The following is a 12,367-nucleotide window of genomic DNA, read 5'->3' on the forward strand; positions in this document are numbered from 1 at the left end:
AGGCAATCGCAAAGTTCTCTAAGGCGGATGCACAAGTCTATCCGGCGTTTGAAGACATGTTGGGTGATATGGGCGAGCTGGTTCGAGGTATCGCAAAAGATATCCCCCCCAACTTTGGGGGTGGCTGGTCAGATATCTGGCGCCTGGTTAAGCAGGCGAATGCGTTTCGGCGTCTATCTCCAGAGCGTCAGATAGAGCTGAGCGAGCTGATGACGATGTCTATTGGCGACGTGCTTGACCGTTGGTTCGAAAGCGATCCCATTAAGGGTTTGTACGGATTCGAGGGGATTATTGGTAACTACGCCACCGCCTATACCCCCGGTACGGCCTATGTGCTGCTGCATCATGTGTTTGGTGAGATCGATGGAAGAACGGGTGCCTGGGCTTATGCCAAAGGTGGCATGGGCGCGATCACACAGTCGATGGCAAGCTACTGTGAGTCCTTGGGCGTGGAGATTTTGACGGACGCTGGCGTAGCGAAAGTCGTCGTAGAGAATGGTAAGTCCACCGGGGTTGTATTGGAGGACGGGCGTGAGTTCTCGGCGCGTATTGTTGCCTCTAATACGCATCCGCAAGTGCTTTTCGGTCAGCTGATAGATCAGGCCGACACGCCACCGGCGTTCCAACAACGTATCGCGGCTTATAAAAGCGAATCTGCGACCTTTCGTATGAACGTTGCTTTGTCTGAGCTGCCGCGCTTTGATAGCGTGGAGCATGATGAGCAGGGGCTGGCGGCGATGCAGAACACCATCGATATTTGCCCGTCTCTCGATTACATGAATCAGGCTTATGACGACGCGAAGAGCCACGGTTGGGCAAACAAGCCTGTCATTTCCATGTGCATCCCCACGTTGCTTGACGATTCATTGGCACCTGAGGGTTGTCATGTGATGAGTTTATTCTGTCAGCACTTTCGCCGACATTTGCCGGATGGGCAGAGTTGGGATGAGGTTAAAGAGCAGGTGGCCGATGCAGTAATCGATACGGTAGCCGCTTATTCACCTAATTTTCGGGCATCGATAGTCGGGCGACAGATTAACTCTCCGCTGGATATCGAGCGGAAGTTGAACATGCTGGGGGGCGATATCTTTCATGGAAAGCTGTCGCTTGACCAAATCTTCTCTCTGCGCCCCGTAGGCGGTTATGCCGATCACCGTATGCCGGTGAAGGGGGTTTATCTGTGTGGCTCTGGCGCACACCCGGGTGGCGGGGTATCAGGAATTCCCGGTAAAAATGCGGCGACGGTTATTCTCAAGGATCACAAGCGCGGTGTGCTGTAGTCAGCAGTCAAGCGATTGTCTGTGGACGTCTTCTGAGTAGGCCTGTTTAAGTTCCTTCATCGGCCTTTATCTGCGCTTCGGCCCGCTTGAGTAGTTCCTCAAGACGACCCAGTTTCCGTTTCATTGACTTACTTTCTTGTTCATAGTCCTCGCCAGGCTCCGCTTTCAGGTCCTTGAGTGCACGCTCTGTTTCCTTAATGGCTTCGCGTACTTTCTCAGCCGACGCTGCATCTTCGGCTTTATCAAAGGCGATGTCCTCGGCGAGAATTTGAATGTCGTCTGTGCGCCGCTGCCTGCTTTGCACAGGAAGAATTCGTTGTTCTGGCGCTAGTGCCCGTGTGTTCATGAAGTTGGGCGACACAACCTCGATATCATGATGGGTAAGCGCGTCCAGCATCGCAGACATGAGCGCTGAGCGGGCAGAGATCAGACTCCGGATGTCCTCCAGTAAACCTGCTACCCGATAGGTCACGGCAAAATCGCCCAAGGTCCGCACGTGCACAAAGCAGTCTGTTAGACCGGACGCCGTTGCTGCCTCAAGCAGCGCTTTTTTTGCACGACCCTGCGGTACGTCGTATCCCAGCGAAACCTCGGCGGTAATGATAGACCCGGATGCCCTAACGACTTTGAGCGGCTGCGTGACCATGTAGATGTTCGGAACGGTCACGAGATCCCGAAATTCGGTTTGTATTTCTGTATGCAGTAGGTCCATTTCCGTGATGCGGCCAGTAAGGTCTGCAACCGTGATGAAGTCTCCGGGGCGGGCTTTGCGTATGGTCTTAAGCATAATCCCCGCCAGGATATTACCGATAAAGGTAGTGGACGACAGAGCGATGGCAGCGCTGAGAAGTAGGCCAATGAGACTTAGAAGCTGTCCCCGGAGCGTGTCGCTCACCGGCAATGCTGCCACGATACTCAGCCCTCCTGTGACGGTGAGGCCCAGCATGATGAGCTGGAAGTGAAACTGGGCGTCGGGCATATCCTTCCAACGACGACGAAGCACGGCATTGGCCGTTAGTATCACAAGGAGTGTCACTGCGATGGTGGCTAGCAGCGGTAGGAAAGGTGTCGTGACCTGGACGATTGTATTCACTGTGCGTTTTCCCGCGTGGCGTCGACAATTTTCCCGGGGTTTAGAATTCCCTCGGGATCAAGAGCCATTTTGAGGGTTTGCATCAAGGTGATTTCCTGACTCGATCGGGAGAGATGTAGATACGGTTTTTTTTCCAGTCCGATGCCGTGCTCCGCGGATACGGATCCACCGATGCCCTTGAGAGGCTCGTAGACGGCGCGCTCAATAATGGGTCGATGCGCAAGCGCGTCACCGGCCGCCGTTTGAACGTCCAAATGCAGATTGCCATCCCCCAAGTGCCCAAATACCCAAAGGGTGTTCTGGGGTAGGGCGGCATCAAGCCTTGATCGGACCTCGATCAGATAGGCTTCCATGCGGTTGATGGGCAATGAAACATCAAAAATAATAGGTGTTCCAATTCTGAATGTTTGTTCTACATCGTCCCTTATGGCCCAAATGTTTCGTCCCTCGGTAGCGGATTGGGCAATGACAGCATCGACTATGAGTCCGTCCTCCAGCGCGCTTTCAAGGATGGTCTCAAATTGCTGTTTGTCGAGCTTATCGTTGTTTCCCTGTGTCTCAATGAGCGCATAGTAAGGGTGGTCGGCGGACAAGGGTGGACGATTAGTCGCTGGCGCTTCGGTGACAAGCCGGTAAAAGTTGTTCCACAAAACCTCGTAGGCTGACAGTGCTCCCCCTAGATCCCGGTCAACGCTCTTGAGCATTTTTGTGACGGATTCAAAGCTCTCAAAAGCGACAAAGGCGATGTTTTGTGAGCTTGGAGCTTCCCGGAGGCGCAACACAAGGCGGGTGATGACTCCGAGGGTGCCCTCGGAGCCAATAAACAGTTGCTTGAGGTCGTAGCCCGCATTGTTTTTGATCAAGTGGTTCATGGACGAGACAACGGTTCCGTCGGCCAGAACGGCTTCTAAACCAAGGACCATGTCTCGCATCATTCCGTAGCGGATAACACGGTTTCCCCCGGCGTTGGTAGCAGCGTTGCCTCCAAGAGTTGCTGTTCCTCGTGCACCGAGGTCCAAAGGGAAGAAAAGGCTATGTTCTTCTGCTGCTTCTTGGAGTGTCTGTAAGTTCACCCCGGCCTGAACGGTCGCCGTTCGCTGGGTAGAGTCTATGTCCTCGATATTGCGCATGCGTTCCAGTGACAATATGAGCTGATCATTGGCGGCGTCTGCGCCATGGACCAGCCCTGTTAGGCCACCTTGGGTCACGACAGAAACTCTGTGCTGACTGCAAAGCGCCAGAATCCTTGAAACTTCCTCGGTGCTGCGGGGGCGGGCAATAGCCAGTGCGTCTAATGAGTCGTCGCGCCACACGCCCGCCGCTCGACTGCTGACGTCGGTGCCAGTGAGTAGCCCCCCGGGGCCGAGTATGACCTGTAGTTCATCAAGCAGGCTCATTGCGGACCATCCTGGGTTTCACTTTGATATGAATGTTACGCGCCGGTCTCAACGTGCTAGTGGCGTTCTGGCGTTCTTACGTAGTGCAATGCAACTGTATTTACACATACTTGCTGACCTTTGATCAATGTCGCTGCCGCGTTCTCCTGGCGACTGTTGTATCCTCGGTTTTTTTACAGCAGCTACAGCACGATGAGCAGTTTACTCAAAACTAAGTTACCCCGCGTCGGCACCACAATATTCACAGCTATGTCAGCGCTAGCGCAGACCCACGGTGCGCTGAATCTGTCTCAGGGTTTTCCCGATTTTTCACCGCCCTTACGTCTTGCCGAGGCTCTGGGTGAACACGCCCTGCGTGGCCACAATCAGTATGCGCCTATGGCCGGACTTCCTCGTTTGCGCGAAACGATTGCCAGACAGCTGCTGCTGCATCGTGATGTCGTGGTTGATCCGGATACCGAGGTGACCGTCGTGCCCGGGGCCACCGAGAGTATTTTTTGCGCCATCACTGCGGTAGTAAGGCCGGGCGATGAAGTGATTGTGCTGGATCCTGTCTACGACAGCTACGAGCCGGCAATAGAACTTGCCGGTGGTCGCGCAGTGCATGTTCCGCTACTTACGGGGTCATTTGGCATAGATTGGGAACTTGTGAGTAAAGCCATCACTCCGCGCACCCGATTGTTTATGCTTAACAGTCCACACAATCCTTGCGGAAGCATCGTGAGCAATGCTGATTTGGATGTTCTTGCGAGCCTGGCTGAGCAACACGGCTTTTTGGTGTGCAGCGATGAGGTCTACGAGCATCTTGTGTATGACGGACACAAGCATTGCAGTGTATTGGCGCATCCAGTGTTGCGTAGTCGAAGCTTTGCGCACTTTTCTTTTGGCAAGACGCTGAGTGTCACTGGCTGGAAGACGGGCTACTGCGTTGCGCCGCCCGAACTGACAGCGGAGCTTCGCAAGATTCATCAATACGTGACTTTTGTCGCGGTTACTCCGGTGCAGCACGCGCTGGCGGACTTTCTGGACGCTGAACCAGAGTATCCTGCGACGCTCGCAGCAGACTATCAAAGGCGTCGAGATCTTTTTCTGTCCAAGCTGGCGGGGTCACGCTTCTCCTGGAAACCTACTCAGGGGAGCTACTTTCAGCTATTGGACTACGGTCAGATTAGCGACGACTCAGACACGGTGCTGAGCGAACGCTGGACGCGGGAAGTGAGGGTCGCGTCCGTTCCGGTGTCGGTGTTCTATGAGTCTCCACCGAAGCAGAGCATATTGCGCTTTTGCTTCGCAAAATCTGATGAAGTGTTGATAGAAGCAGCGGAGCGACTATGCGCGATTTAAGGGTAACTCTCGTACAGCAGGCATTAGTTTGGGAGGATGCTCACGCAAACCGCGAGCATTTGGCGGGCGTGCTTAAGGCGGCGGACCCTGACACAGATTTGATTTTGTTACCGGAGATGTTTACCACCGGATTTTCAATGAATGCGCAGTCAAATGCGGAGCCTGCAGGCGGCGATACCCAAGACTGGCTGCAATCTCTGGCAGACTCCTTCGATTGCGCCATTGCCGGCAGTGTGGCGACAGAGGAGGGCGGTGATGTGTACAACAGATTGCTCTTTGTTACACCGGATCGCGTCGATAGTTATGACAAGCGGCATTTGTTTCGCATGGCAGGCGAACAGAATTATTACGCTGCAGGAGCCGAGCGTGTGGTCCTGGAGTGGCGTGGATGGCGGATTAAACCTGAGGTCTGCTATGACCTGCGTTTTCCCGTATTCAGCCGCAATAGAAACGATTACGACCTGTTGTTCTACGTGGCAAATTGGCCGTCTCCCAGGTCCCATCATTGGCGTGCTCTACTGCAGGCGCGAGCGATCGAAAACCTCGCTTGTGTAGTAGGTGTTAACAGGATTGGTGAAGACGACAACGGGCTTAGCTACAGCGGTGACAGCCTGGCTTTTGATCAGGAGGGAAGTGTCTTGATGGACTTGAGTGCGCGAGCAGCGGTGGAGACAGTATGTTTCAGCGGCAATGAGCTTTGCAGCTATCGAGATCGCTTTCCAACGCAACTGGATGCAGATGCGTTTGTTCTCGAATCCTGATTTGAGGGCGAGCCAGAAACTGGAGTCGCGGTGGCGATCCAATGTCTATGCGAACACCTTTGGCCCCTAAGGCAAGAGGAAATTGCCTTTGTTATTGCGGTGTTAGAGTCGCGATAGAGTGGGGTTGGAGTAAGTGACATGATGGATCTCCAAGGTGCGTGCAGTACGGGACCAAGTCGCAGGTTTTAAGGCATTGGGAGTATTGCGCGCCAAACATGCGAGTTTGAGGCGGAGGGTCTCTCCGAACGGGTAAATCAAGTAGCGTTAAGATGTCCACGAGTAGACAGTAGCGCGGTGTGAATGCGGTGACAGCTAAACTTGGCCTAAAGCGCGAAACCCGTCACAGTCTTGCTCGGCTAAATTCCTGAACGTGAGGCCCGTCACACTATGAAACCGCATGTTTCAAAGCACAAAGGCATTAGGGGCCCGGATGCTTAAGGGTCTTCTAGTTCTTCTGCATGGTCACAACGAAGATGCCGCGAAGTTCGTTGACGCCGTAGCCCACTGCTTGATCAGCAGGATATCGTGCCCGAATGGCCGTGCTGGTTTCTTGAGAAATTTCTCTTCCTTCCGTGCCGTGACATTGCAAGCACATACCCCTGGTAAGGATCGGGTAATAGCCAACCATACGCCCATCTATGTCAACCAGGGCAGGTTTGGGCTGCTCTCCTGAGGCAAGAGAGCGTTTTGCCTCGGTGATGTATGCCAGTTGGTCTTTGTTCGCGGTGTTGTTCGAATTGCGAGGACGGTCACTTACTCGTGCAATTGTGGTGTTGAGCTCACCGGACGTCTCGTTTGTTATCGCCTGTGCATTTTCGTTGCAAAAATCCACGGCGGCTAAGGGTCCTCCATCGTGCATTGCTTGCTGAAGATGTTTTCCCAGGACATCCCTTGTCTTTAGCGCTACTTCTTTTCCGCGCAACAAAAAATCGTTTTTTGTACGAGGTTCGTCTGGTCCGGCCATGGCAAAGCTTGTAGCCACGGCGGTAAGTGAAAGGATGAACACAAAGCGTAATTTCATAATTATGTACCTGGGACTTAGCGAGCGCTATCGAGAGCTTAAGGCTTCTCGTCTTTTAAAGACGAGCACATAGATCGCCGCATACAACGCAATCACGATTAAACCAACCCACTCAATTTTGAAGGGTGTGAACTGATAGAGCGTAATGAGTGAGAGCATGCCAAGGGTGTTCCCCAAGATGTAGCCTCGACAGCCTATCTGATCCGTGGTGATGCGCAGATTTACTGTGTAAAGGCGAATCAGTGAGTCCAATGAGTTGATGACAAACACGACGCCCACACAGATCAAGGCAAGCTTGACCGTGTCACTGAGTATCAGCGCCTCCGAGTAGTAGTAATAGAGAACCGAGAACCAAATAGCGATGGGTATCGAGGGGACTGTAAACAGGACTATGAGTAGATGGCGGGTTTTCATGGGGCTCATAAAACGCGATACGAACTGTCCGATCATAATGCTCCATGCGAACCACCAAAAGAGATAGAACGCGTGGTGGTCGCTCAGGGGTGCGATAAACCGATGAACGTTTGTAAAGTACTCCTGGAGATTGAGTGCACTGCTCAGAAACCCACTGGCCCCCATGCCGCTGCTGTTCCAGAGATAGATGATGAGAGCAAAGAATAGCCAGGTTGATACGAGGCTCAATACTTTGACGTACTTTACGTCCGTGCTCGAAAGAACAGCGCTAAGTACTACGAGCACCACAAGGCCGTACTGGGCAACACTGCTAATGCCTTCGACGTAGGTCGGCAGGTAGCTTAAAAACAAAAAGCCGGTGAAAGCACAGGTTGCGATGATCACGCAGTTGTTAGCGAATTTGATGGCGGGAATATCAAATAACTTGAGCTTGGGTTCAACGATGCAGAAGTAAAAGGTAGTGAGAAAGTAAAAGCCCCAGACAAGAAATCCCCACATGCCAAACTCTATCGCCAGGGGATTGGCAAACTGATACACCGCCTCCTGTTGGTAGATGGGAAACTCGGTCAGTGGAAACATGATGAGACCCACGTCGAGGCCGGACGTGAACAGAATTGCGCAAAAGACAAACAGGGAGCTTGGCATGGGCCCGCGACAGACGGTATTGCCCCAGCGCAATGCGATGAAGAGTGACGTAAAGAGGGTGATCCCTATTGTGATCGTCAGGATTGTGTTCATCGTGTTTTAGCGTCTCACACGGGAACTCGTTTGGGTGCGCCGGGTCGCTGCCGCTGCTGCCACTCCCCGTCGATCCAGGGCTCAGCCTCGCTAGGAGGCTCGGGGTCAATTTCCAGAATGAGATCGCTGGCTCGCTCCGCCAACATGATGGTGGGCGCGTTAAGATTGCCGTTAGTGATCGTTGGCATAATCGACGAGTCTACAACTCGCAAACCCGATAATCCTATAACTTCGCAGTTGCTATTGACCACCGCCATTGGATCTGTGTTGCCTCCCATCTTGCAGCTTCCGGAGGGGTGGTAGGCGCTCTCAACGTTTTCCCTCACCCACTGATCAATGGCTGCATCACTGTGAACATCGATGCCAGGTTGTATCTCTGCACCGCGGAAGGAATCCATGGCAGGCTGCATGATGATTTCCCGAGTGAGACGGATGCACTGACGCCAATCCTGTCGATCTTGCTCCTTCTCTAAGTAGTTAAACAAAATGCTGGGTTTGTCGTGAACGTCATTGCTGAGTACGCGAACTCGGCCTCGGCTGTGGGGTCGATTAGGGCCAACATGGACCTGAAATCCGTGTCCCTTTATCGCAACGCTGCCGTCATAACTCATCGCTGCCGGCAAAAAATGATATTGAATGTCAGGCCAGCGGACACCCGGGTTGGATCGAATAAATGCGCAGGATTCAAAGTGGTTGGTGGCCCCCAAGCCGTCTTTGAAAAACAGCCACCGGGCACCGATCAGGCCTTTCCCGATGAGCCCCAGTTTGCCATTCAAGGTGATGGGCTGTTTGCAGTGGTATTGGAAGTACACCTCGAGGTGATCCTGAAGGTTTTCTCCTACCCCGGGGAGTTCATGGGTCATGGGTATGTTCGCCGCGCTCAGTACCTCTGCAGGGCCAATGCCCGAATGCTGCAGTAGAGCGGGAGAGCCGATGGATCCAGCCGACAGAATGACCTCTTTCTTGGCGTGGGCCTGCGTCAATTTCCCGCTTCGTTCGAACTCGACACCGATTGCTCGTTTGTCTTTTAGTAAGACTCTATGAGTAAGGCAACGGCTCAGGACGCTAAGGTTTTTCCGTGCCAGCACTGGATGCAGGTACGCATTGGCTGCTGAACATCGGAGCCCCTTTTTTACCGTCATATGCATTGGGCCAAAACCCTCTTGCTGCTGCCCATTACTGTCTGCCGTAACGGGATAGCCCGCGTCGCTGCCGGCATCAATGAATGCCTGATAAAGAGGGTTTAGCTTGCCAGCATTTCCCGCACAGGTCGCCAGAGGACCTTGGTCTCCACGAAATTCATTGCCGCCGCCTATCCAGGTCTCACTGCGCTTGAAGTACGGCAAACAGTTTGCATAGTTCCAGCCTTCGGCCCCATTTTCTTCCCAGAGGTCAAAGTCGCAGGCGTGTCCCCGGACGTAGACCATCCCATTAATCGACGACGATCCGCCGAGGACCTTCCCTCGAGGGCAATGCAGTTTCCGTTCCCCCAGTCCTGGTTCGGCTTCAGACTCAAAGAACCAATTGAAGCGCTTGTCATTCATGGGGTAGGAGAGGGCGCTAGGCATGCGAATGCTTAGGTGCTTGTCGCTGCCGCCGGCTTCAAGAAGTAGCACGCTGTTATCTGGATCGGCGCTAAGCCGATTGGCCAGAACACAGCCTGCAGAGCCGGCGCCAACTACAATGTAATCGTATTCAGCTGCGGTCATAGAGTCTCTCAAACAGGGATGGAGTGAGCCGAGAGCGCTCTCTTAGCGCCTGCTGTGAATCCTTGTCTCGGCACGGCAGTCTAGTAAGGACAGTCGACATCGCCTAACTCCACATACACGCTTTTGAGCTGCGTGTAGTGTTCGATAGCCGTTGGACCGTTTTCGCGCCCAAGTCCCGATTGCTTATAGCCGCCAATGGGCATTTCAATAGGCGTTACGTTGTAGTTGTTAATCCAACAGGTTCCGGCTTGTAGCCTAGCGATCACTCTATGAGCCCGCGACAGATTCTGCGTGAATACGCCTGCGGCAAGTCCATAGGGCGTGTCATTGGCGCGGCCTATGACCTCTTCTTCGCCGCTGAAGCGCAGTATCGACATGACCGGTCCAAACACCTCTTCCCGGACAGTGCTCATGTGGTCAGCGCAGTCAGTGAAAATGGTGGGCTCTACAAACGCGCCACCGGCTAAGCTCGGATCGTCAGCTTGTTTTCCGCCACATAGCAAAGTCGCGCCGTCGCGTTTCGCCTGTTCTATATAGCTAAGCACCTTGTGCATGTGTTCCTGGGAAATCAGTGCCCCGACCTGTGTTGCAGGATTCATTGGATCGCCGAGAGATAAGCGTTCGGTTCTCTTGAGAAGTCGTGCCACGAACTCATCGTGAATGCTGTCATGGACAAAAACGCGCGTGCCGTTGGTGCAAATCTCACCTTGGGTATAAAAATTCGCCATCATGGCCGCGGCTACCGCATTGTCCATGTCAGCGTCATCGAAGATGATGAGTGGAGACTTACCCCCAAGCTCCATGGAGACATGCTTTAAGCTAGAGGCCGCATCGGCCATCACTTTTTTGCCCGTTGCCGTAGATCCGGTGAGCGAGACTTTATCGATACCCGGATGCAAAGACATGGCGCTTCCAATGTCGCTGTCGCCAAAAATCACATTGAATACACCCGCGGGGACACCTGCTTCGGACAGTATCTCGGCAAGTTTTAGGCAGCTAAGAGGTGCGAGACTGGATGGTTTGTAAATCAGCGCGTTACCGCAGGCCAAAGCCATCGCCGCTTTCCAGCAGGCAATTTGAATAGGGTAGTTCCACGCTCCGATACCGGCGCAAACCCCCAGGGGTTCTCTGCGGGTGTATCCCAGAGCGCCCGGGAGGTCCATTTGGTGACCCCGAATAGTGGGTGCCACGTGCGCAAAGAACTCGATGCAATCGGCACCCGACATCACGTCTACAGATTTCGCTTCCGCAATGGGCTTGCCTGTGTCCAGTACTTCCAGCTCTGCTAGCTCGTCATTGCGTTCTCGCAGCAGGGCGACGGCTTTGAGAAGAATTCGGCTGCGCTCTGTGCCGCTCATTGCCGACCACTGTTCAAAGCCCTGGCGCGCGGACGCTACGGCGCGATCCAGGTCGGCGAGGCTTGCAAGTTCTACTTTACAGATCTCATCGCCGGTAGCGGGGTTCAGCGTGACGAATGTTTGCCCTGAGCTGGCGGGGCAATAGCCTCCGCCGATGTAGAGCTGCTGTTGGGGAAGTTTCACGCCTTGGTTTCCTTTACCCTGCTTGCCAAACTTTGATGAGCTCGTCATAGGGAACGGTTTCGCCCTGAGGTTTTTCGTCGGCCAGCTTCGGCTTGGGGGCGCCCGGTTGATCGAGCCAATATTGCGCATCTCGCGGTTCGTTTAATGCCGGGCCGCATTCGCCGAGTATGCCGTGACGCTCTAATCGACCCATGATGCGGTCTTGTTGCGCAGCTAACGTGTCCATTGCGACTTGCGGTGTCACTTCTCCGCTCACGGCATTAGCCACATTGGCCCACCACAACTGAGCGAGCTTGGGATAGTCAGGTACGTTTGTACCTGTCGGAGTCCACCGTGTCCGCGCAGGACTGCGGTAAAACTCCACTAGTCCCCCAAGTTTGGGTGCAAGATCAGTCATCGCCTGGGCGTCCAGGTCAGATTTACGGATAGGTGTTAGGCCCACCACAGTCTTTTTGAGAGACACCGTTTTTGCCGTGACAAACTGCGCGTACAACCAGGCGGCTTTGCGTCTTTCCAGCGGAGTACTTTTGAAGAGTGTCCAGGAGCCCGTATCCTGATAACCCAGCTTCATGCCTTCGCTCCAATAGGGTCCGTGTGGCGATGGCGCCATACGCCACTTGGGCGTACCGTCCTCATTAACGACGGCCAGGCCCGGTTGGATCATGTCGGCAGTGAACGTGGTGTACCAGAATATTTGCTGGGCAATGTGTCCTTGTGCGGGGACTGGGCCGGATTCCGAAAAGGTCATGCCGCCCGCTTCCGGCGGTGCGAAGCGTTTCAGCCAATCTATGTATTTTGAGAGGGCATACACCGCAGCCGGTCCATTGGTTGCACCGCCTCGACTCACGCTGGAGCCCACCGGGCGACAGTCCTCAACGCGTATTCCCCACTCATCAACAGGTAATCCGTTGGGAATACCTGCATCCCCGGCGCCGGCCATGGATAGCCACGCATCAGTAAAACGCCAACCCAGCGAGGGATCTTTTTTGCCGTAATCCATGTGGCCGTATACGCGCTCTCCATCGATTTCTTTAACGTGTACGCTAAAGAATTCGGCGATGTCCTCGTA

At 53.9% G+C, this 12,367-nt stretch carries 9 protein-coding genes and 1 pseudogene; 3 read left to right on the forward strand and 7 right to left on the reverse strand.

Annotation, left to right across the window (positions count from 1 at the left end; all coding sequences use genetic code 11):
• On the forward strand, nucleotides 1–1,280 hold a 1,280-nt coding region (locus ACI9KD_RS15295), incomplete at its 5' end, for a phytoene desaturase family protein (protein ID WP_414982041.1).
• Nucleotides 1,281–1,326: 46 nt separating this feature from the next.
• Here the strand turns inward: ACI9KD_RS15295 and ACI9KD_RS15300 are convergent.
• Together ACI9KD_RS15300 and ACI9KD_RS15305 are read right to left on the reverse strand one after the other, a co-directional pair.
• Nucleotides 1,327–2,373 carry a mechanosensitive ion channel domain-containing protein gene (locus tag ACI9KD_RS15300; protein WP_414982042.1) on the reverse strand — a complete coding sequence of 349 codons (1,047 nt, stop codon included), beginning with the start codon at nucleotides 2,371–2,373 and terminating at the stop codon, nucleotides 1,327–1,329.
• On the reverse strand, nucleotides 2,370–3,770 hold the full coding sequence (locus tag ACI9KD_RS15305; protein ID WP_414982043.1) for an FAD-binding oxidoreductase: 1,401 nt from the start codon (nucleotides 3,768–3,770) through the stop codon (nucleotides 2,370–2,372). Before ACI9KD_RS15305 ends, ACI9KD_RS15300 begins: the two co-directional genes overlap by 4 nt.
• A 192-nt stretch (nucleotides 3,771–3,962) precedes the next feature.
• Here ACI9KD_RS15305 and ACI9KD_RS15310 point away from each other — a divergent pair, with 192 nt between their 5' ends.
• Both ACI9KD_RS15310 and ACI9KD_RS15315 read left to right on the forward strand, forming a co-directional pair.
• The gene (locus ACI9KD_RS15310) at nucleotides 3,963–5,114 is read left to right on the forward strand and encodes a methionine aminotransferase (RefSeq protein WP_414982044.1); all 1,152 of its coding nucleotides are present in this window, start codon (nucleotides 3,963–3,965) and stop codon (nucleotides 5,112–5,114) included.
• Complete coding sequence (locus ACI9KD_RS15315) at nucleotides 5,102–5,875, forward strand: amidohydrolase (RefSeq protein WP_414982045.1); 774 nt, start codon at nucleotides 5,102–5,104, stop codon at nucleotides 5,873–5,875. The genes ACI9KD_RS15310 and ACI9KD_RS15315 overlap by 13 nt, the downstream gene beginning before the upstream one ends.
• A 445-nt stretch (nucleotides 5,876–6,320) precedes the next feature.
• On the opposite strand, the gene ACI9KD_RS15320 is transcribed toward ACI9KD_RS15315, so the two are convergent.
• From ACI9KD_RS15320 to ACI9KD_RS15340, 5 genes and pseudogenes are all read right to left on the reverse strand, one after another.
• Entirely contained in the window at nucleotides 6,321–6,896 is a 576-nt protein-coding gene (locus ACI9KD_RS15320; protein WP_414982046.1) for a DUF3365 domain-containing protein, read from the reverse strand.
• A 27-nt stretch (nucleotides 6,897–6,923) separates the two neighbouring features.
• The gene (locus ACI9KD_RS15325; RefSeq protein WP_414982047.1) at nucleotides 6,924–8,048 is read right to left on the reverse strand and encodes a BCCT family transporter; all 1,125 of its coding nucleotides are present in this window, start codon (nucleotides 8,046–8,048) and stop codon (nucleotides 6,924–6,926) included.
• Between the two features lie 14 nt (nucleotides 8,049–8,062).
• A complete protein-coding gene (gene betA, locus ACI9KD_RS15330; RefSeq protein WP_414982048.1) occupies nucleotides 8,063–9,757 on the reverse strand; it encodes a choline dehydrogenase in 1,695 nt (564 codons plus the stop codon).
• Between the two features lie 80 nt (nucleotides 9,758–9,837).
• Nucleotides 9,838–11,298 (reverse strand): betaine-aldehyde dehydrogenase, encoded by a 1,461-nt coding sequence (gene betB, locus ACI9KD_RS15335; protein WP_414982049.1) that lies wholly within the window; start codon nucleotides 11,296–11,298, stop codon nucleotides 9,838–9,840.
• Between the two features lie 13 nt (nucleotides 11,299–11,311).
• Nucleotides 11,312–12,367: pseudogene (locus tag ACI9KD_RS15340) on the reverse strand (carbohydrate ABC transporter substrate-binding protein); the annotation flags it as partial.

This window comes from Congregibacter sp., assembly GCF_047617445.1.
Classification (GTDB): Bacteria; Pseudomonadota; Gammaproteobacteria; order Pseudomonadales; family Halieaceae; genus Congregibacter.